Genomic DNA, 21302 nt, shown 5'->3' on the forward strand with positions numbered 1-21302 from the left:
AAGTGGGGAAATTTAAATGGAGTCAAATATTCAGCCATTAGATAAAGTATTTTTACACTTAGGTCCTCTTTCGATAAAGTGGTATGGGGTATTGATCGGTTTAGGTGTTATATTAGGTTTATGGTTGGCAATTCGCGAAAGTAAACGACGTGGAATACCTGATGATACATTTTTGGATCTTATTTTAGTAGCTTTACCATCCGCTATTATAGGGGCTAGAATTTATTATGTACTCTTTGAGTGGAGCTATTACTCTACGCATGTTAGTGAAATACCGGCCATTTGGCATGGTGGATTAGCTATTCACGGTGGATTAATTGGAGCTTTTATTGCTAGTTACTTCTTTACGAAGAAACGAGGCATTTCATTTTGGAAGCTTGCAGATATCGCAGCACCAAGTATTTTAGTAGGCCAAATGCTTGGGCGTTGGGGGAACTTCATGAACCAAGAGGCACATGGTGGTCCAGTAACTAGATCATTTTTAGAAAGTCTCCATCTACCTACTTGGATTATTAATCAAATGTATATCGATGGAACGTATTATCATCCAACGTTTTTATATGAATCATTATGGAGTTTACTAGGGATTATCTTCCTACTAATTTTAAGAAGAGTGAATCTTAGACGTGGTGAAATGTTTTTAACGTATTTAATTTGGTATTCAGTTGGTCGTTTCTTTATTGAAGGCTTAAGAACAGATAGTTTGATGTTAACAAATACAATTAGAATGGCTCAATTTATTTCAGTCGTAATTATTGTTCTATCAATTATCATTCTTGTTTATCGAAGAGTTAAAGGGTTATCGAATGAACGTTATTTAGACGCATAAGTTTGTTAAACAGGAGTGGGAAGCATGTTTGAGACTTTAAAGAGAGGGTTACTAGTTGGTTTACAAACTTCTTGGAAAATAGGGAAAATCATTTTCCCTATTTCTTTCATTTTAACGATTATTAAAGAAACTGCACTTATGGACTGGTTTGTTACTCTTCTTGAACCACTAATGAGTTTTATCGGTTTAAAGGGAGATGCAGCATTAGTATTAGTGCTAGGAAATGTTTTAAATCTATATGCAGCCCTTGGGGCAATGCTACCGATGGATTTAACTGTTAAGGAAGCATTGATCCTTGCAGTTATGTTAAGTTTTTCTCATAATCTATTTGTTGAAACGACAGTAGCAACTGCTGTAGGGGTTCGAGCATCTTTTGTTGTTTTAGTTAGGATAGGATTTGCAATTATATCTGCTATTTGTATTCATTTCTTTTGGTCTGGTGGGACTGAAATCGTTCATAAAGGCATTGCAGTTGCAGAAAGTGTTAACCAGTCAGGATGGGAGATCGTATATACTGCAATCATTTCGTCATTAATGGGTATTTTAAACCTTGTTAAAATTGTTTTTCCATTAATGTTAGTAATTCAAATTGCAAAAGATTATGGCTGGATGAATTATATAACAAAAGCATTATCTCCGTTTACCAAATTAATCGGTGTTGAAGCAAAGGCTGGGGTTACATTAGCTGCGGGATTGTTTTTTGGGTTAGCTTTTGGAGCAGGCGTTATGATTCAAGCGGTTAAAGAAGATGGGGTTTCGAAACGTGATTTATATCTTGTTTTTTTATTTTTAGTAGCTTGTCATGCTGTAGTAGAAGATACACTTCTCTTTATTCCTTTAGGGATTCCAGTTTTATACTTATTTTTAATTCGTTTCTTTGTCGCGTTAGTTGTTACTTGTATAGTTGCAAGAATCGTCGGAAGAGTAGGTAGAAACGCTGAATCAAGTTTAAAAGCTGAAGTGAAATAGAAAGGAAATTCTTATGAAAATAAATACGATATTATTTGATTTAGATGGTACTTTAATCAATACAAATGAATTAATCATTGCTTCATTCTTGCATACATTGAATAAATATTATCCTGAACAATACAAACGTGAACATGTTATTCCTTTTATGGGTCCAACTTTAACTGAATCATTCTCTTCAATAGATCCAGAAAGAGTGGACGAGTTCATCACGGAATATCGCCGTTTTAATATGGAGATGCATGATGAGTTTGTTGAGGAGTATGAAACAGTTTATGAGACGATTGAAACTTTACACAAATTAGGCTATAAAATTGGGATTGTAACAACGAAAGCACGAAATGTTGTTGAAATGGGCTTAAGTTTTAGTCGGTTAAAGCAATTCTTTGATACGGTTATCACAATTGATGACGTTCAAAATGCAAAGCCACATCCAGAACCAATCCAATTAGCTCTTAAAAAATTAAATTCGATTCCTGAAGAGTGTTTAATGGTGGGCGATAATTACCATGATATTGAAGGTGGTCAAAACGCTGGAACGAAAACAGCAGGTGTTGCTTGGTCGCTAAAAGGAAAAGAATTTTTAGCTACTTTTAAACCTGATTATATGCTTGAAAAGATGAGCGATATCTTACCAATCTTAGGAATTGATGAAAAGTGAGGAAAACCAAGCGATACCTAATTGAAGGTGAAAATTCACTATGGCAAGTGTACAAGACGGTTTCATTTTGGAAAACATTTCGGAATGTCATTGTCATTGAAATAGCTCGATATATCCCCTTCTTTAAACTGAAAAACTGGATGTATAGGACTCTTATCGGAATGAAAGTAGGAGAGTATACATCTTTTGCGTTTAAAGTAACGCCTGATTTAATGTTTCCAGAATTAATTTCAGTTGGTAGGAATTCGATTATTGGCTATAATACAACAATCTTGGCGCATGAATATTTAATTAATGAATACCGATTAGGAGAAGTCATTATTGGTAATAATGTGTTAGTTGGTGCAAATACGACAATCCTGCCGGGTGTGACAATTGGTGATGGTGCAAAAGTTTCGGCTGCAACACTCGTCAACAAGGATGTTCCAGCTGGTGCATTCGTTGGAGGTAATCCTATGGTTATTATATCATTACCTCAAAACGAAACGACTATTTAAAGATTGAAAAAAGTAGTTTTCAATAGGTTTTGTTTCGGTTAGAATAATACTTTGACAACTTATTTAGATAATGTGGAAATTGTACGTTCGTTTAAAATTTCTTATAATTTGGACGGCGACTATTTCCTCTTTTTATGTGATATACTGTGATAAGCTTTTAAAAACTGGAGGATCGAATGTCAGAAAATTTGGGGAATCAAACAAATCAATTTCATAATGTCGTTTCGTTCTCGTTACCGAAAGATTATTTCTATGAAAAAGGGATGAAAGCTTATAATAGTAACGATTCTGAGCAAGCGATTTATTATTTAAAAAAAGCTGCTGAAAATGAAGAAAATCAAACAGTTCTTATTGATATTTCTAGAAAGCTTTTATCATTACATCAATATCAAACTACAATTACAATTTTAGAATATATTTTAGATAAATATCCAACAAATGAGGATGTATACTATTTATTAGCATTTGCATTTTTTGAATTAGGATTGTTCCAAAAAGCGAATTTGTATGCTCAAAAGTATTTAGAAATTGGTACGGATGAAGAGCAAATAGAAGAACTAGAAGACTATTTAGATATTATCCATAGTGAAGAAGATGATGATTTAAGTATTAATGATGATTTATTAGTGCTTCAAGAGCGTGTTACAAGCTATTTGGCAAATCATGATTGGAAATCAGCTAAAACAACTTTACTTACTATTGTTGATAAGTATCAAGAATTTTGGCCAGCTTATAATAACCTAGCTTTAGTAGAGCTTCATTTAGGTAATCCTGAAGAAGCTGAGAGAATATTACAATATGTTTTAGAGGAAAACCCAGGTAATTTATCGGCTCTCATTCATTTAACAATGTTAAAAAGAATATTAAATGAACAAGAAGTTGCTCTACAATATCTAGAGGGCTTATCAAATATTATTCCAATCTCTGAAGAACACCGCCACAAGCTTGGTGTACTTTTCTACCAATTTAAAAAGTATGATGAAGCTTATAAGTTATTTAATTTACTTTACATGGAACGACCAGACCGTGAAATACAGTTTTATTATATGTTCTGTGATGCAGCTTATCAATCTGGAAGAATTGAAACGGCAGAGCGTATTTGGAATTTTGAAATGACTAGTGAATTTGATGATCATGAAGAATTGGCTCCTTGGGCTGAAAAAAAACATTCATCAAATGAAATCGAACAATTAATGGCTGAAACAGAGTACCAAGCGAAATACTCCAATTCGAATAGTGAGAGATGGGGATTAATCTTTTTCATGAAGGAATATTATTATGAACAAAAGTTTAGTTCAATCCTTCAAGATTTAAATCCGCTAGAAAATATTGGTCTCGATGAACAATTAGAACAAGTTCTTCTAAATAATATGTGTTATCTAGAGCCTCATCCATCATTAAATATTGCGATTAACGGGGCAAAGAAAGTACAGACAACTTGGGAAGAAGATTATATTATACTACGAAATCATCTTCAATTATGGTTCTTCGCTGTTTGTGAACTAACATTAAAATATAAAGAATTACCTGTAGACGAAGATGTTTTATTAGCTGCTACACATTATCTTGTTGAAAATGAAGCAAAACGTGTATCACAAAAGAAAATTGCAGCAAACTATAATATCTCTACCTATTTATTAAATAAAGGCATTAACGCCATTCGAAGCTTGTTTTAATACCAGATGGTGTTAATGCAAGCTTTCTTTATTTTACATTAAGGTGAGTACAGATCGGCAGCAAGGATTCGTAATCGACGTGGGGTATTATAGGAATTAAGTAAAGAGAAACTATACCTCTGACTTTTCCTAAAAGGCTCGTTTTGTCGACGAGTTTTCTTTATCATGAGCATATGATTTGTTGTTTTATGTCGTCACGTATTAGGATAGTGATAGATAATGAAGTTGGGCAAATTAGCCATTTAAGTACAAGGAGTGATTAAGTAATGGAAGAAAAAATTTATGATGTTATTATCATTGGAGCAGGTCCTGCAGGAATGACTGCAGCTGTATATACATCTCGTGCAAACCTTTCTACATTAATGATGGAACGTGGTATTCCAGGTGGACAGATGGCAAATACTGAAGAAATTGAAAACTACCCAGGTTTTGATAGTATTTTAGGTCCAGATTTATCAAATAAAATGTTTGATCATGCGAAAAAATTTGGTGCTGAATACGCTTATGGGGACATTAAAGAAATTATCGACGGTAAAGAATATAAAACAATTATTGCTGGTAAAAAAGAATACAAAGCACGTGCAATTATTATCGCAACAGGTGCAGAATACAAAAAAATTGGTGTTCCAGGTGAGCAAGAGCTTGGAGGACGTGGTGTTTCTTACTGTGCAGTTTGTGATGGAGCATTCTTTAAAGATAAAGAATTAGTAGTAGTAGGTGGCGGAGATTCAGCAGTAGAAGAAGGCGTATATTTAACTCGATATGCTTCTAAAGTTACAATCGTTCACCGTAGAGATCAATTACGTGCTCAAAAAATTCTTCAAGACCGTGCATTTGCAAATGAAAAGATTTCATTTATTTGGAATTCAACAATTAAAGAAATAAACGGTACTGATGGTAAAGTAAGTAGTGTAACACTTGTAGATACTCAAAATGGTGAAGAATCTGATTTTAAAACGGATGGCGTATTTATCTATATTGGAATGCTGCCATTAACGAAACCATTCGTAAGTTTAGGGATTACAAATGAAAATGGATATATCGAAACAAATGATGTAATGGAAACAAAAGTACCAGGTATTTTTGCTGCTGGTGACGTTCGTGAAAAAACTTTACGTCAAGTTGTAACAGCTACTGGAGACGGAAGTATTGCTGCTCAAGCAGTACAACATTATATCGAAGAATTAAAAGAAGAATTATCTAAAACTAACTAATCTATATAAAAGTAAACTGACAGATCACAGTAAGTTTTAGAATTGTGAACGAAATTGTAATATTCTGAAACTTATATGTAATTAGGATGTAACTCTCCTGAAATATAGTTGCTGTAATATAGACAATAACCAGAGAGCCCCCTAATATATAGGAACATGGATATGCGCTTGTCCATGTTCCCTTTTTTTGTGCATTGAATGATTGAAGTGCATCGACGAAGAATTAATAAAATGTACACTACGCCTTAAGTCTTCGCTAAAAAAGCTCGTCAATCATCGGTGAGTTTTCTTTATTTATCTTCGAATGTAATCGATTTTCTTCTTAAAACCATAGTTGCAATCCACAAAATCTTTTCCTATTGCCTAGACCTTTCTAACCTAATTCCTACTCTTAACAAGTTGTTGTCTGACTAGTTTAACGGTATAATATAGATTGGGCAGTTTCAACCAACTGCAAGTCCAAATTGTAAGTGAGGTATAAGAAATGCAAAGAGTTACACATTGTGTTTTGGCAAATGAAAATAATATCCTCCTGCTACAAAAACCTAGAAGAAACTGGTGGGTTGCACCCGGCGGTAAGATGGAGCCAGGTGAAAACATTAGGGAAGCAGTTGTTCGTGAATATCGTGAAGAAACAGGTGTTTACTTAAAAAACCCAAAATTAAAAGGTGTTTTTACGATTATTATAGAAGAAGATGCTAAGGTAGTGAATGAATGGATGATGTTTTCATTTTTGGCTACCGAGTTTGACGGAGAAAATCAAGATGAGTGTGAAGAAGGAATTCTTCGCTGGCATGCAATAGATGATGTGAAAAATCTTCCTATGGCAGCAGGTGACTATCATATTATCGATTATTTATTAAAAGGTACAGAAATTTTACATGGTACCTTTGTCTATACTCCAGATTTTGAATTATTAAGATATCGGTTGAATCCATCCTAATTAACCTAATTTATAGAAAGGGTTGAATTAAATGCCTACAAGATCACATGTAAAAATGGTTATTATAACTGGAATGTCAGGTGCTGGAAAGACTGTTGTTGTTCAAGCATTAGAGGATATCGGTTATTTCTGTGTTGACAATCTTCCTCCTGCTCTACTTCCAAAATTTGTAGAGCTATTAAAGGACCCGGATCACAATACAACAGATAAAGTTGCTCTAGTTATGGATTTACGAGGAAGAGAATTTTTTGATCAGTTAGGAAGTTCGTTAGATCAATTAATGTCTACTCCTTCAATCATCCCTCAAATTTTATTTTTAGATGCAACGAATGCCGCACTTGTCACTCGCTACAAAGAAACTCGTCGTTCACATCCACTTTCTCCAACGGGATCGCCATTAAAAGGAATTGAGATCGAACGTGCACTTTTAGCTGATGTAAAAGGTCGTGCGCAATTAATTTATGATACTTCAGATTTAAAGCCTAAAATTTTACGAGAAAAAATAATTGAACAATTTAGAGATAATGAACAAGAAGGTTTTTCAGTAAATATTATGTCATTCGGTTTTAAGTACGGAATACCAATTGATGCTGATTTAGTATTTGACGTACGATTTTTACCAAACCCATTTTATATAGAATCAATGCGTCCTTTAACTGGCTTAGATGAAGAAGTTTCTACTTATGTTCTTAAATTTAATGAGACAACCGAATTTATGTTGAAATTAATTGATTTAATTAGTTTTATGTTACCTCAATATAAAAGAGAGGGTAAAAGACAACTAATCATAGCGATTGGATGTACGGGTGGACAGCATCGTTCTGTTACCTTAGCAGAGTATTTAGCTAATTACTATAAGGATCAATATGATACGAATATTAGCCATAGGGACGTTGAAAAAAGGAGTCATAAGTAATGGTCAGTCAGCGTTCGAAAATCGTAATAATTGGAGGCGGAACGGGACTATCTGTTTTAGTCCGTGGGTTGAAAAAACATCCCGTTGATATAACCGCTATCGTTACAGTCGCAGATGATGGTGGTAGCTCTGGACGATTACGTGATGAGTTGAAAATTCCACCGCCTGGTGATGTACGAAATGTACTGGCCGCGTTATCAGATGTAGAACCGATGTTGGAAGAATTATTCCAGCATCGATTCGCAACAACTGGGGACCTTTCTGGACATTCTCTAGGTAATTTAATGCTAAGTGCAATGACTGCGATTACAGGTGATTTTTATCGTGCAATCATTGAAATGAGAAGAGTATTAAATGTTAGAGGGAAAGTTATACCAGCGGCTAATCAAAGTGTCGTCTTAAAAGCTGAATTAGAAGACGGTACAATTGTTTCAGGGGAATCGAAAATTCCTTATTCTGGTAAGAAGATTAAAAGAGTATTTTTAGCACCAGGAAATGTGGAACCTTTAAAAGAGGCGCTTGATGAAATTAATCGAGCTGACTTAATTGTAATTGGACCGGGTAGCCTATATACGAGTATCCTTCCTAATCTATTAGTAACTAAAATTGGGAATGCTGTTGTCGATTCAAAAGCTAAAAAAGTATATGTATGTAATGTAATGACCCAAGCTGGAGAAACTTTACATTATACAGCTAGTGATCATGTAAAAGCTCTATACAAACATTTAGACTCAAGTTTTATCGATACAATTATTGTTAATGAAGGCACAATGCCTAAAAATATTTTAGAACTTTATAAGGAAGAACATGCTCAACAAGTAATACTAGATCTAGATGAGCTTGAATCTTTAAATCTAGAAATTGTTCATAAATCGATCGTTAAATATGATGATAATGTGATTAGGCATGATACAGTAAAATTAGCTGAAATCTTGTGTGATCTAATCCCGACAAAAATAAAAGAATAGTGAAAAAATCTATAGAGCTAGAAGGAGGGGGTGATTCAAATGTCCTTTGCATCAGAAACGAAAAAAGAATTAACAACGATTGAGATCAAAGATTGTTGTTCAAAATCTGAGCTATCCTCTTTAATTCGAATGAATGGTTCATTATCAATTGCGAATCGCCAAATTATTGTAGATATAGTAACTGAAAATGCAGCTATTGCTAGAAGAATATATGTATTAATTAAACGTGTTTATGATGTGGACGTTGAATTGCTCGTTCGTAAAAAAATGCGTCTTAAAAAGAACAATGTATATATTGTTCGAATAAAAGAAGAAGCAAAACATATTTTAAATGATCTTTATATAACTGGTGAAGGATTTACCTTCACGAATGAAATAGCGAAAGAGCTAATTGCTAAGAAATGTTGTAAACGCTCCTATTTAAGAGGTGCTTTTCTAGCTGGTGGTTCGGTAAATAATCCAGAGACATCTTCATATCATTTAGAAATTTTTTCACTATATAAAGAGCATACAGAAGAGATTTGTCGATTAATGAATGAATTCGGTTTAAATGCTAAAACACTTGAGAGACGTAAGGGCTATATTACGTACTTAAAAGAAGCAGAAAAAATTACAGAGTTTTTAAACGTTGTTGGTGCACACTCAGCCTTATTAAGGTTTGAAGATATCCGCATTGTAAGAGATATGAGAAACAGTGTTAATCGTCTAGTAAATTGTGAAACTGCGAACTTAAATAAAACAATCAGTGCAGCCTTCAGACAAATTGAAAATATACGTTATATTCAAAACTCAGTTGGTTTAGATATATTACCGCCAAAGCTACGTGAAATTGCAGAACTTCGAGTAGCGTACGAGGATGTAACATTAAAAGAGTTAGGTGAAATGGTATCTAGCGGTGCAATTAGTAAATCAGGAATCAATCATCGATTACGTAAAATTGATGAAATAGCTGATAAACTTAGAGCAGGAGAACCAATTAAAATAAAATAAAAGTTAAGAGGGAAGAAAAAAATGATTGAGAAAAAAGGGAGAGTACTATTAGAAACTGGAATACAGGCTCGTCCAGCAGCACAATTTGTTCAAGTTGCTACGAGGTTTCGTTCAGAAGTATTATTAGCTTACAAAGGTAAACAAGTAAACGTTAAGAGTATTATGGGTGTTATGAGTCTTGCAGTACCACACGGGGAAGAGATTGTAATTACTGTAACTGGCGACGATGAGGTTGAAGCAATGGAAGCAGTAATGGCCTTTATTGGAGAAGAAATAATATAATTCCAATTTTTTTCTAAAAAAAAACTAGCCGAAAAATTACGGCTAGTTTTTTATTATTATTTAATAGCTGCAGTATTAGAAATTACTTTATCAATTAATCCGTATTCTAATGCACGGTCTGCAGTCATAAAGTTATCACGCTCTGTATCACGCTCGATCGTATCTAATGGTTGACCAGTACGTTCTGCAAGAATTTTGTTTAATTTATCGCGTAAGAACAAGATTCGCTTAGCTGCAATTTCAATTTCGGTAGCTTGACCTTGAGCACCACCTAATGGTTGGTGAATCATAACTTCTGCATTTGGAAGAGCATATCTCTTACCTTTTTCCCCAGCAGCTAATAAGAAAGCACCCATTGAAGCCGCCATACCAATACAAATTGTAGATACTTGAGGCTTAATAAAGTTCATCGTATCATAAATAGCCATACCAGCAGTAATACTTCCTCCTGGACTATTAATGTATAATGAAATATCCTTATCTGGATCTTCTGCTGCTAAAAATAAAAGTTGTGAAACAATTGAGTTAGCTACATTATCATCGATTGCGCTACCTAACATGATGATGCGGTCTTTTAATAGACGCGAATAGATATCATACGCACGCTCACCACGACTTGTTTGTTCAATAACTGTAGGAATTAAATTCATTTTTTCTCCTCCTTGTTTAAAACAAATGAATGATTAATACAATAATACCTTTAAGGTCAGAAAAGGTCAAATAAAAGAGATGCTATTTTAATGTTTATTTTAACGAATAAATATTGACCTTTAATAACATATTTATTTATCTAATACTTCAACATCATTAACGACTTTTCCTATTATTAAACGTAACTTTATGTAGTTTTTCTTTTGATCAGATAAAAAGCTAAGAACTAAATGATTGCAGCTTATTTTATATGGTCAGAAAGTAGACCTTACTTATAAGATGAGAACGATAGAAAGATAGAAGTAATCAATAAAAAAGTCCTCATAAAAAGAGGACGTCATGAATTTATATTTTCTTGTTTAGATTAAGTTTTTGCTTAATTTTTCTTATTAATAACACACAAAAATAAACTATACCACTTAAAATACCAAGTATTATTAGTAAATTTAATAAATTTATAGATCCCAATTTTTATCTCCTTTAGTTTTTTCAGAAAATTTCCTATTCAATTATTTTGGAAAAGCTCCCTAATATAACTTTAGCAAAATTTAATAAATAAAATGGAGATCATTGTGACAATAAATCAAATACTAAACTATTCGTTATTAATGAATAAGCTAGTGGTAATGAAAAAGTGATTCTTAAATATTTACTAGACAACGATAACGAAGGAAAAGGCAGACTAAAAAGCCTCAAGAAAAAAGCTTTTACTGGTACCAACAAGTCACTCAAAAAAGGAAAAAAACTATAAAATCATGATCATAAAAGAATATTTTCCTACTCAAAAAGAAACCTAAATCATTGCGGTCAGAACATTCTAACGATATAATAAAACATAAGACCTATATGCATTCGTAGCCCAGGGGATAAAGCACGAATGAATAAGCACCCATGCAACAACATCGAGCGCACTTGCCGAGCCACACCTTGCAATAACAAACTGAGGCAAGGGTGGGATAGAATAAACATATTTTCTGGTGAAACACCAATCGAGCCGCTCCTTGCATAACCAAACTGAGATTGGGGCGACAAAAAGAAGATACTTATTTACCCCACATATTAAAAATGCGTTCGTAGCTCAGTTGGATAAAGCACGAATGAATAAGCACCCATGCAACAACATCGAGCGCACTTGCCGAGCCACACCTTGCAATAACAAACTGAGGCAAGGGTGGGATAGAATAAACATATTTTCTGGTGAAACACCAATCGAGCCGCTCCTTGCATAACCAAACTGAGATTGGGGTGACAAAAAGAAGATACTTATTTATCCCACATATTAAAAAATGCGTTCGTAGCCCAGGGGATAAAGCACGAATGAATAAGCACCCATGCAACAACATCGAGCGCACTTGCCGAGCCACACCTTGCAATAACAAACTGAGGCAAGGGTGGGATAGAATAATCATATTTTCTGGTGAAACACCAATCGAGCCGCTCCTTGCATAACCAAACTGAGATTGGGGCGACAGAAAGAAAATCCTTATTTTAAACCACATATTAAAAAATATGCGTTCGTAGCTCAGGGGATAGAGCACGACCGAATAAGCATCGTAGCGAAACATCAGCGCACCAATCGAGCCGCTTCTTGCATAAGCTTACTGAGATTGGGGCGACAGAAAGAAAATCCTTATTTTAAACCACATATTAAAAAATATGCGTTCGTAGCTCAGGGGATAGAGCACGACCGAATAAGCATCGTAGCGAAACATCAGCGCACCAATCGAGCCGCTCCTTGCATAACCAAACTGAGATTGGGGCGACAGAAAGAAAATCCTTATTTTAAACCACATATTAAAAAATATGCGTTCGTAGCTCAGGGGATAGAGCACGACCGAATAAGCATCGTAGCGAAACATCAGCGCACCAATCGAGCCGCTCCTTGCATAACCAAACTGAGATTGGGGCGACAGAAAGAAAATCCTTATTTTAAACCACATATTAAAAAATATGCGTTCGTAGCTCAGGGGATAGAGCACGACCGAATAAGCATCGTAGCGAAACATCAGCACACCAATCGAGCTGCTCCTTGAGTTAACATGCTGAGATTGGGGTGACAAAAAGAAGATACTTATTTATCCCACATATTAAAAAATGCGTTCGTAGCTCAGGGGATAGAGCAACGGTTTCCGGTACCGTGTGTCGCAGGTTCGAATCCTGTCGAGCGCGCTAAAAGAATAAACCGAGTGATTAGATCTGTAAAATAACAGACCGATCGCTCGGTTTTTATTTTCTTAAAATTAGAATCTCAGTCTTAAACCCTACCAATGCTCTACAACTAAAGATGTAATAAAACTCCATCCAATGAAGAATGGGTTCCTTTAACTTAAAGTCATATATTTAAAGTAAATAAGGGAGGGCATTTAAATGGATATGAATTCTTGGTTTCTTGAAGAAATGGCACAAATCAATAAGGATGAAATAGGAAGAGAATTAAAATTTATAGAGACTTATAAACTGTACGCAACATCTAAAAAGAAGAAACACTGCATCGACTTAATAATCATTAAATTCTGTTTCTAAAATCATGTTTAAAATCATTTTAAATTTATTAAAAAAAGAGCCGAGTAATTTTATATTTATAAAAATTATTCGGTTCTTTTCGTACCTTCTATTTTTTACCTCTATCCTTTTCCCTAACTATATGTTATATTATTCTTTGCGATGAGCTAATTTGAGTAAGACGAGAGATATGCGCAAGCTAAACGCGCGGATGTGGCCGCCCGGTCTCTCGCCTCAAACGCATCAAGACGTCTGCTGCGGCAGGCGTCTTTCTTTTTGTCCATTCATTTGTGTATAATAGTACATATTAATATTGAAGGGAATGTTTTTGTGTTAACGATTGCAGAATACACTGTAGAAGAAATAAAGGATCCTTTTGGTATCATTGAAGGTGATCGATATGAGTTCATTCTTTATATTGATGTACCAGAGGATGATGAATTATTTAATGAAAAAGGTATATACATAAAAGTGTTGTTTGGAGTAAATGGTGATGAGTCAAAATTAATTAAATATGACTTGTATGAAGCTGAGTCGAATCAATATTTAGACTTTGATTTAGAAGAGGATGAAGAAAAAGAAGTATTCGAATTTTGTAAAACTCATTTAACAGTTGAAGATTAATTTTAATGTGTTATCGAATGACACACTTCAGCTTAGAGAATCGTTTAGATTGTGTAATTTGATAACACACTATTGTGTCGTTGTAAACACAGTACTAATTGTACCTACACACTTATAAAACACTAATATTTTAACTAAATATTACGTTTTGAAAACCTTGAATTATCAAGGTTTTTTTTGTTGTTATTGCAAATAGATAGATTTTTTAGAAAATTGGCACAGAATTTGCAATAGTTAAATTGATTAACTAACTTGTCTTTGAAACGCGTAATTCTTTTGTCATTATTTGTAAAAATGTAAGCGTTTCAACGACAGGGAAAAATTGAGGAGGTGTAGGATGAATATCTTATTGGTATGTTCTGCGGGAATGTCGACTAGTCTACTAGTTACAAAGATGGAACAAGCAGCTAAGGAAAAAGGAATTCAGGCAAGAATATGGGCTGTTGCTGGTGATGAGGCAAAAGAAAATCTAGACAAAGCGGATGTATTACTACTTGGTCCGCAAGTTCGTTATCTAGTTTCAGAAATGAAGAAGCTAGCTGAGCCTAAAGGGATACCAGTAGATACGATTAATCCAGTGCATTATGGATTGATGAATGGTGAGGCTGTATTAGAAATGGCTTTAAAGTTAAAAAAATAAAACGGGGAATTAAAAATCTAGAGAGAAAAGAAGGTGTATTAGAATGATGCGTTTTGCTGAGAAGTATATAATGCCTGCCGCAGCGAAGTTTGGGAATCAACGTCATTTGTTAGCGATCCGTGATGCGCTAATTGGAATGATTGCCATTACGATGATTGGAGCTTTTGCTGTCCTTATTAATAACTTAGGTGGCGCAATCCATGGCTACGATAAAATGATGGAAACAGTCTTTGGTGCAAACTGGAAAACACTAGGTGGAGATATTTGGTGGGGAACATTTGCATTTATGACAGTATTTGCCGTAGTAGGAATCGCGCATAGATTAGCACGTTCTTACGGTGATGAAGGTTTTGAAGCAATGCTTGTTGCATTAGCATGTTATTTTGTACTTGTTCCTCAATCATTGGCTGCAGTATCTGTTACATTACAAGATGGTAAGACAGCTACGGGTGGAACATGGGGGTTTATTAGTTGGAATTCATTAAACTCAACGGCTTTATTCACAGGTATTATCGTTGCGATTATTGCGACTGAAATTTTTGTACGCTTAGCTAGAGTGAAACAATTGGTCATTAAATTACCAGATGGTGTTCCTCCTGCAGTATCAAAAGCATTTGCTAAGTTATTACCAGGTATGTTAACAATTTTTATCGTTGCATTAGTTGGCTTATTGTTCAGATTATATATTTCAGATGGCGTATTCTTTAATGATTGGTTAAATTCAGTTCTTGTAAAACCATTAACTGATGCAGCAGATTCATTAGGGTTTGCAGTTGCGATTGCATTTTTTGTACATTTCTTCTGGGCGCTTGGTCTACACGGTCCAAATATTTTAGGTGGTATTACAACACCATTATTAACAAGTTTAGGTAACCAAAACGTTGATTTATATGCAAAAGGTGTGACAGATTTAGATAAGTATGCAGTATTAGCTGGTCCATTCTTAGATGCTTTCGTATATATGGGTGGATCTGGTACTACAATCGGTTTAATCATTGCAATGTTCTTGGTCAATCGAAGACGTCATAAGCAAATGATTGCTTTAGGGACGCCTCCAAGTTTATTTAATATTAACGAACCAATTATATTCGGTTTACCAATCGTATTAAACCCAGTTTGGTTAGTACCATTTATCTGTACGCCAATTGTTTTAACCATAATTTCTTATTTAGCTGTTAAATCGCATCTTGTTTTCCCTGTTGTCTCTACAATCCCTTGGGTAACACCACCGGTTATAGGTGGCTATTTAGCAACTGGTGGTCACTGGAGCGGTGCAGTATTATCGCTTATTAACGTAGTGATTTCAATCGTTATTTACTTACCATTCGTTGTAGTAGCAGAAAGAATGGAAGCTAGAAAGACAACAGAAACGACTAGTAGTAATTCATTAAATGTATAAATGTGAAGGAGAAGAGTGCAAATGCCTACCGACACAAATAATGAACAAATTGCATTTATGCTTATTTTACATTCCGGTAATGCTAAGAGTTTATTAATGGAAGCAATGTATAAGGCTCGTGATGGAGAGTTGGAGGAAGCTCGTAGGAAAGTAGACGAGGCGAATGTGGAACTAAGGCTGGCACATCATTCACAAACTTCACTGATACAAAGTGAAGCAGGCGGACAACAATACAAAATTAATATTCTATTAGTACATGCACAGGATCATTTAATGAACACACTTACAACAAGAGATTTAGTAGAGGAAATAATTTACTTGCATGAAAAAATTTCGCTTAAATAATTGGTAAAAAAAGTGGTGTAGACTAAGTCTACATCACTTTTTTTATGGTTCACATAGAACAAAATGTATAATTTAAGGTAGAGTCGTAAAAGTGTTTTAAAACACAATAATAAATTGTATGTAATTTACAACACACTAACAAGATAACAACACACTAAGGTGCTATAAGAAGATTAACAAACTAGATTTAACACACTAGCATTTTTATGTCCTATCCCTTTTAAGCAAAGAAAAAAGATTTTATAACGATGATCCCTTATGGGACAAGGTTTCAATGAGTAAATTAATTGTTTTTCAAGATGTTAGAAAAAGTTGGCACGCCATTTGCTATATAAAGAGTGTAAAAATAAATTAATCTGTAGTTGCCTTATAACAAACTTTCAACCAAAACTGTAAGCGCTACACTAATTCTAAAACTGGAGGAATAAAAATGAATATTTTATTAGCATGTTCAGCAGGAATGTCTACTAGTTTACTAGTAACTAAAATGGAGGATGCAGCAAAAGCAAAAGGGATTGATGTTAAGATTTGGGCAGTTTCAGGTGATGCTGCAAAAGAAAATTTAGATAAAGCAGATGTTCTTTTATTAGGACCACAAGTACGTTATTTAGCTTCTGAAATGAAAAAAGTTGCCGAACCAAAAGGGATACCAGTTGATGTCATCAATCCAGTACATTATGGACTTATGAATGGTGAAGCGGTATTAGAATTAGCACTTAGTTTAAAAAAGTAGTCACGTACGTTGCATAAATTTTAAACAAAAGGGAGTCTTAAAAAAATGATGAATTTTGTAGATCGATATATAATGCCTGCTGCAGCAAAGTTCGGAAACCAACGTCATTTACTAGCAATACGCGATGCGTTAATCGGGATGATTGCCATTACAATGGTCGGTTCATTTGCAGTTTTATTTAATAATTTAGGTGGAGCAATCAAAGGTTACGACAAAATGATGGAAGCTCTTTTTGGAGTAAACTGGAAGACTTTAGGTGGAGACATTTGGTGGGGAACATTCGCATTTATGACTGTTTTTGCAGTTGTTGGGATTGCGTACAAATTGGCTCGTTCATATGGTGATGAAGGATTTGAAGCAATGCTTGTCGCATTAGCATCATATTTTGTATTAGTGCCACAATCATTAAATACTGTAACGGTTACATTAGAAAATGGAAAACCAGCAACTGGTAGTGTTTGGGGGCTAGTGAATTCTACTTATACTAATTCAACTGCCCTTTTTACCGGTATAATCGTTGCCATCATTGCAACTGAAATTTTTGTTCGTTTATCAAGAGTAAAGCAACTAGTTATTAAATTACCAGATGGTGTACCACCGGCAGTTTCAAAAGCATTTGCGAAGCTATTACCAGGTATGCTAACAATCTTTGTGATTGCGATTGTCGGATTGCTATTCAGATTATATTTATCGGATGGAGTCTATTTTAATGATTGGTTAAGCTCAGTACTTGTTAAGCCATTGACGAATGCTGCAGACTCATTACCGTTTGCCATTGGTATAGCATTCTTTATTCATTTCTTCTGGATGCTTGGTTTACATGGACCAAATATACTAGGTGGAATTACGACTCCTTTATTTACAGCTTTAGGAAATGAGAATATTGATTTAGCTGCAAAAGGTGTTAAAAAGTGGAGCGAATACAATGTAATGGCAGGACAGTTCTTTGATGCATTTGTATTCTTAGGTGGATCGGGTGCTACATTAGGGTTAATTATTTCAATGATATTAATTAATCGAAAACGTAATAAACAAATGATTGGATTAGGTGGAGCACCAGGTTTATTCCAAATTAATGAACCAGTACTTTTCGGTTTACCAATCGTGTTAAATCCGATGTGGTTAATTCCATTCATTGGTACACCGATTATCTTAACAGTTATTTCATATTTAGCGATCTCTTTAGGTATGGTTCACCCAGTAACGACAAATATTCCATGGGTAACACCACCAATTTTAGGTGGGTGGTTAATCACAGGGGGACATTGGACAGGTGCAGCCTTAGCAGCATTTAACTTAGTGATCTCAGTGGTCATCTATTTACCTTTCGTTGCATTACAAAGACGAATGGAATCTAAAAAAATGAGAGAAGCAGCAAGTAATCAAAGCGCTGCTATGTAATGCAGTTTGAGGAGGATACGAAATGAGTACATTAATGACAATCGAGCAAACGGCATTCCAATTAATCTTACACGCAGGAAACGCAAAAAGCTCTTTAATGGAAGGGATGCAGGCTGCTCGAGCGGGGAATATAGAAGAGGCAAATAGTAAGATAGAAGAAGCGAAGAAAGAATTAAATCTTGCACACCATGCACAAACTTCATTAATTCAAGGTGAAGCACGTGGAGAAAATGTTGAATTAAGCATCTTATTAATTCATGCTCAAGATCATTTAATGAATGCATTAACGATGAGGGATTTAGTAACAGAAATAATTTTCCTACATGAAAAATTAAATAAATAAGAGAAAATAGAAAAGTAGTTTCCTAGATGGACCGAGCTACTTTTCTCCTATCATATAAAAGGAGTGAAGAAAATGAGAAACGGTATTAAAATAGCAACTATTGGTGGCGGTTCTAGTTATACTCCAGAATTAGTAGAAGGGTTTATAAAACGTTATGATGAACTACCTGTAAGAGAGTTATGGCTAGTGGACATTGAAGAAGGTAGAGAAAAACTTGAAATCGTTGGAAATCTTGCGAAAAGAATGGTGGAAAAAGCAGGTGTTCCAATGGAAATTCATTTAACACTGGATCGACGTGCTGCTCTTAAAGATGCTGATTTTGTTACAACGCAATTTCGTGTAGGTCTACTTGAAGCTCGTATGAAGGATGAACGAATTCCTTTAAAATATGGCGTAATTGGTCAAGAAACTAATGGTCCTGGTGGACTGTTTAAAGCACTTCGTACGATTCCAGTTATTTTAGAGATCGTTAAGGATATTGAAGAGCTTTGTCCAAATGCTTGGTTAGTAAACTTTACGAATCCGACAGGTATTTTAACAGAAGCAATTTTAAGATACACAAATTTCCGTAAAGTAGTTGGGTTATGTAATGTACCAATTCATATCCACATGAACATTGCAAAAGGCCTAGGAGTAGAAGCTGAGCGTGTGCATATTGATTTTATGGGATTAAATCATATGGTTTACGGAACGAAAGTATTATTAGATGGTGAAGATGTAACAAGTCGTGTTGTAAGTGAGTTTGCCCGTCCTGCTGAAAGTATGACGATGCAAAATATTAAGGCGATGGATTGGAATCCTGATTTTATTGAAGCACTTGGAGCAATTCCATGTCCGTATCATCGCTACTACTATCAAACGAAAGTAATGCTAGAGGAAGAGCTTGAAGCAGCGAAAAATGATGGTACGCGTGCTGAGGTTGTGAAAAAATTAGAAGAATCATTATTCGAATTATATAAAGATCCTAATTTAAATATTAAGCCACCACAATTAGAAAAACGCGGTGGAGCTTATTATAGTGATGCTGCATGCCGACTAATTTCATCTTTATATAATAATAAAGGTGATATCCAACCTGTGAACACGATGAATAATGGTGCTATTGCATCAATTCCAGATGATTGTGCTGTTGAAGTAAGTGCCGTTATTACAAAAGATGGTCCAAAACCACTTACAATGGGTGACCTGCCGGTTGCAGTACGTGGTCTAGTTCAACAAATTAAATCATTCGAACGTGTTGCTGCGGAAGCTGGAGTAACTGGTGATTATAAAACAGCATTGCTTGCTATGTGTATTAATCCACTAGTTGGATCGGATAATTTAGCAAAACAAATACTAGATGAAATGCTAGAGGCTCACAAAGAGCATTTACCTCAATTCTTCAAAAACGAAAAAGTAGCAGCAAATTAACGACTTAAAAGAGGGATGTAGCTCGAATGAAAGAGTGCATCCCTTTTTATCATACGAAAAAGGGGAATGAAAAATGACGAAGCTTATTGTAAATGCAGATGATTTCGGCTACTCAAAAGGTGTAAACTATGGCATTATCGAAGCACACTTGAATGGAATAGTGAACTCCGCAACTATGATGATGAATATGTATGCAGTAGAGCATGGAGTAGAATTAGCAAAATTACATCCTACATTAGGATTAGGGGTACATCTTGTATTAACTGCGGGCAAACCTTTATTAACGAATCTACAAACAATCGTAGATCAAAGTGGGGATTTCCTTAAAAATAGTTATTGGTATAATAATCCAGTTATTAAAGTTGAAGAAGTTGAAAAGGAATGGGATGCTCAAATTCAAAAGTTTCTTTCCTATGGCTTGAATCCTTCACATCTAGATAGTCATCACCATGTACACATGATCCCAATTCTGCACCCAGTAATTGCAAAATTATCCCAAAAGTATGATCTTCCAGTCCGAATTTCTCCAAAAAATCGAATAAACGGAATCACACCTTTTACAGATCAATTGTTAACCGATTTTTATGGTAGTGACATACCAATAAACTATTTTGAGACAATAGAAAACAGAATAAGTAATGGCGCAAAGTCTGTAGAGGTTATGGTTCATCCTGCATTAATCGATAATCATTTAAAAAATGGTACTTCTTATTGCTTTGAGAGATTAACAGAACTAGATATCTTAACGAATTCAAAACTTCCTGATGTAGTAGAGTTAGTAAAATATTAATATAGATTTCAATGTGTAGACAAAGTCCAAAATTTGATTTTCAGTCAAAAAGCCAGTTTCTTCATGGAAACTGGCTTTCACGTTGTTGAAAAAAGAATTTGTCAATTGAATTCTTGGAAGATCATTGATAGGTAAGATGTATCCTATTGATTTCCACTACAGTGTGCTCGCTTTCCATGGGGCGAGACCTGAGCCTCCTCGGCACCGCCTGTGGGGTCTCAGCCTTCCCGCATCTCCCATAGGAGCCCGGCACCCTTTCGTTCCAATCATTTTCTTTATGAAAAAGAATAATCATAAAATAGTCAATTAAAGAATGAATTACCATTATTCATTAATATCAAAATGAAACTAATGATGATCCTTACACATCTTTAAAATCTTGATTGTTAAAAAGAAGATATTTTAATTTTTAGAGGTTAGTTAAACATTTTTATTTCAAACAATAAACGTACTCATCAAAAAAACAATAATAAATAGATATACTATTTTTCAATTCAAATACGTTTAATGTTCTTATTT

The 21302-nt window shown here is 34.7% G+C and carries 23 protein-coding genes and 1 tRNA gene; 22 read left to right on the top strand and 2 right to left on the bottom strand.

The genetic code is table 11. The features are described 5' to 3' along the window. Nucleotides 1–16: 16 nt before the first annotated feature. The 11 genes from lgt (at nucleotide 17) to ACSBO6_RS01940 (ending at nucleotide 9945) form a co-directional block, all read left to right on the top strand. Nucleotides 17–829: a prolipoprotein diacylglyceryl transferase gene (gene lgt / locus ACSBO6_RS01890; protein WP_098845588.1), complete on the top strand. Its 813-nt coding sequence runs from the start codon at nucleotides 17–19 to the stop codon at nucleotides 827–829. A 24-nt stretch (nucleotides 830–853) separates the two neighbouring features. Beyond that, on the top strand, nucleotides 854–1798 hold the full coding sequence (locus tag ACSBO6_RS01895) for a nucleoside recognition domain-containing protein (protein WP_098845589.1): 945 nt from the start codon (nucleotides 854–856) through the stop codon (nucleotides 1796–1798). Nucleotides 1799–1811: 13 nt separating this feature from the next. Beyond that, nucleotides 1812–2459: a pyrophosphatase PpaX gene (gene ppaX / locus ACSBO6_RS01900; RefSeq protein ID WP_098845590.1), complete on the top strand. Its 648-nt coding sequence runs from the start codon at nucleotides 1812–1814 to the stop codon at nucleotides 2457–2459. Continuing rightward, nucleotides 2456–2956, top strand: a complete 501-nt coding sequence (locus ACSBO6_RS01905; RefSeq protein ID WP_098845591.1) for an acyltransferase — start codon at nucleotides 2456–2458, stop codon at nucleotides 2954–2956. Before ppaX ends, ACSBO6_RS01905 begins: the two co-directional genes overlap by 4 nt. A 176-nt stretch (nucleotides 2957–3132) precedes the next feature. Beyond that, a complete protein-coding gene (locus ACSBO6_RS01910) occupies nucleotides 3133–4632 on the top strand; it encodes a tetratricopeptide repeat protein (protein WP_098845592.1) in 1500 nt (499 codons plus the stop codon). A 266-nt stretch (nucleotides 4633–4898) separates the two neighbouring features. Beyond that, nucleotides 4899–5846: a thioredoxin-disulfide reductase gene (trxB, locus tag ACSBO6_RS01915; protein WP_098845593.1), complete on the top strand. Its 948-nt coding sequence runs from the start codon at nucleotides 4899–4901 to the stop codon at nucleotides 5844–5846. Nucleotides 5847–6330: 484 nt separating this feature from the next. After that, nucleotides 6331–6789 (top strand): NUDIX hydrolase, encoded by a 459-nt coding sequence (locus tag ACSBO6_RS01920; protein ID WP_098845594.1) that lies wholly within the window; start codon nucleotides 6331–6333, stop codon nucleotides 6787–6789. 31 nt (nucleotides 6790–6820) lie between these two features. Beyond that, nucleotides 6821–7705 (top strand): RNase adapter RapZ, encoded by an 885-nt coding sequence (gene rapZ / locus ACSBO6_RS01925; RefSeq protein ID WP_098845595.1) that lies wholly within the window; start codon nucleotides 6821–6823, stop codon nucleotides 7703–7705. Continuing rightward, nucleotides 7705–8673, top strand: coding sequence for a gluconeogenesis factor YvcK family protein (locus tag ACSBO6_RS01930; RefSeq protein ID WP_498844082.1), 969 nt, complete (start codon nucleotides 7705–7707; stop codon nucleotides 8671–8673). The genes rapZ and ACSBO6_RS01930 overlap by 1 nt, the downstream gene beginning before the upstream one ends. A gap of 39 nt (nucleotides 8674–8712) precedes the next feature. Continuing rightward, nucleotides 8713–9663 carry a DNA-binding protein WhiA gene (whiA, locus tag ACSBO6_RS01935; RefSeq protein ID WP_098845597.1) on the top strand — a complete coding sequence of 317 codons (951 nt, stop codon included), beginning with the start codon at nucleotides 8713–8715 and terminating at the stop codon, nucleotides 9661–9663. Between the two features lie 21 nt (nucleotides 9664–9684). After that, nucleotides 9685–9945: an HPr family phosphocarrier protein gene (locus tag ACSBO6_RS01940; protein WP_498844083.1), complete on the top strand. Its 261-nt coding sequence runs from the start codon at nucleotides 9685–9687 to the stop codon at nucleotides 9943–9945. Nucleotides 9946–10001: 56 nt separating this feature from the next. Here the strand turns inward: ACSBO6_RS01940 and clpP are convergent, their stop codons facing one another. Continuing rightward, nucleotides 10002–10595, bottom strand: a complete 594-nt coding sequence (gene clpP / locus ACSBO6_RS01945; protein ID WP_098845599.1) for an ATP-dependent Clp endopeptidase proteolytic subunit ClpP — start codon at nucleotides 10593–10595, stop codon at nucleotides 10002–10004. Between the two features lie 1599 nt (nucleotides 10596–12194). Then, nucleotides 12195–12602 carry a hypothetical protein gene (locus ACSBO6_RS01950; protein ID WP_498844084.1) on the bottom strand — a complete coding sequence of 136 codons (408 nt, stop codon included), beginning with the start codon at nucleotides 12600–12602 and terminating at the stop codon, nucleotides 12195–12197. Between the two features lie 90 nt (nucleotides 12603–12692). Here ACSBO6_RS01950 and ACSBO6_RS01955 point away from each other — a divergent pair. From ACSBO6_RS01955 to chbG, 11 genes are all read left to right on the top strand, one after another. Then, nucleotides 12693–12765, top strand: a tRNA-Arg gene (locus ACSBO6_RS01955). Nucleotides 12766–12963: 198 nt separating this feature from the next. Next, complete coding sequence (locus ACSBO6_RS01960; protein WP_180232886.1) at nucleotides 12964–13119, top strand: hypothetical protein; 156 nt, start codon at nucleotides 12964–12966, stop codon at nucleotides 13117–13119. A 309-nt stretch (nucleotides 13120–13428) separates the two neighbouring features. Beyond that, nucleotides 13429–13722 (top strand): DUF6509 family protein, encoded by a 294-nt coding sequence (locus ACSBO6_RS01965; RefSeq protein WP_098845600.1) that lies wholly within the window; start codon nucleotides 13429–13431, stop codon nucleotides 13720–13722. 337 nt (nucleotides 13723–14059) lie between these two features. Then, nucleotides 14060–14362, top strand: coding sequence for a PTS sugar transporter subunit IIB (locus tag ACSBO6_RS01970; RefSeq protein ID WP_098845601.1), 303 nt, complete (start codon nucleotides 14060–14062; stop codon nucleotides 14360–14362). Nucleotides 14363–14405: 43 nt separating this feature from the next. Further along, complete coding sequence (locus ACSBO6_RS01975) at nucleotides 14406–15761, top strand: PTS sugar transporter subunit IIC (protein ID WP_098845602.1); 1356 nt, start codon at nucleotides 14406–14408, stop codon at nucleotides 15759–15761. A gap of 21 nt (nucleotides 15762–15782) precedes the next feature. After that, nucleotides 15783–16106: a PTS lactose/cellobiose transporter subunit IIA gene (locus tag ACSBO6_RS01980; protein ID WP_498844085.1), complete on the top strand. Its 324-nt coding sequence runs from the start codon at nucleotides 15783–15785 to the stop codon at nucleotides 16104–16106. 430 nt (nucleotides 16107–16536) lie between these two features. Further along, complete coding sequence (locus ACSBO6_RS01985) at nucleotides 16537–16839, top strand: PTS sugar transporter subunit IIB (protein WP_088014865.1); 303 nt, start codon at nucleotides 16537–16539, stop codon at nucleotides 16837–16839. A gap of 45 nt (nucleotides 16840–16884) precedes the next feature. Then, nucleotides 16885–18240 (top strand): PTS sugar transporter subunit IIC, encoded by a 1356-nt coding sequence (locus ACSBO6_RS01990; RefSeq protein WP_098845604.1) that lies wholly within the window; start codon nucleotides 16885–16887, stop codon nucleotides 18238–18240. 34 nt (nucleotides 18241–18274) lie between these two features. Next, nucleotides 18275–18583, top strand: a complete 309-nt coding sequence (locus ACSBO6_RS01995; RefSeq protein ID WP_098845699.1) for a PTS lactose/cellobiose transporter subunit IIA — start codon at nucleotides 18275–18277, stop codon at nucleotides 18581–18583. A gap of 72 nt (nucleotides 18584–18655) precedes the next feature. Then, nucleotides 18656–19993, top strand: a complete 1338-nt coding sequence (locus ACSBO6_RS02000; RefSeq protein WP_098845605.1) for a 6-phospho-beta-glucosidase — start codon at nucleotides 18656–18658, stop codon at nucleotides 19991–19993. 73 nt (nucleotides 19994–20066) lie between these two features. Beyond that, nucleotides 20067–20783, top strand: coding sequence for a chitin disaccharide deacetylase (gene chbG / locus ACSBO6_RS02005; RefSeq protein WP_098845606.1), 717 nt, complete (start codon nucleotides 20067–20069; stop codon nucleotides 20781–20783). Nucleotides 20784–21302 lie beyond the last annotated feature (519 nt).

This window comes from Bacillus sp. AL-1R (assembly GCF_052180195.1).
Lineage (GTDB): Bacteria > Bacillota > Bacilli > Bacillales > Bacillaceae_G > Gottfriedia.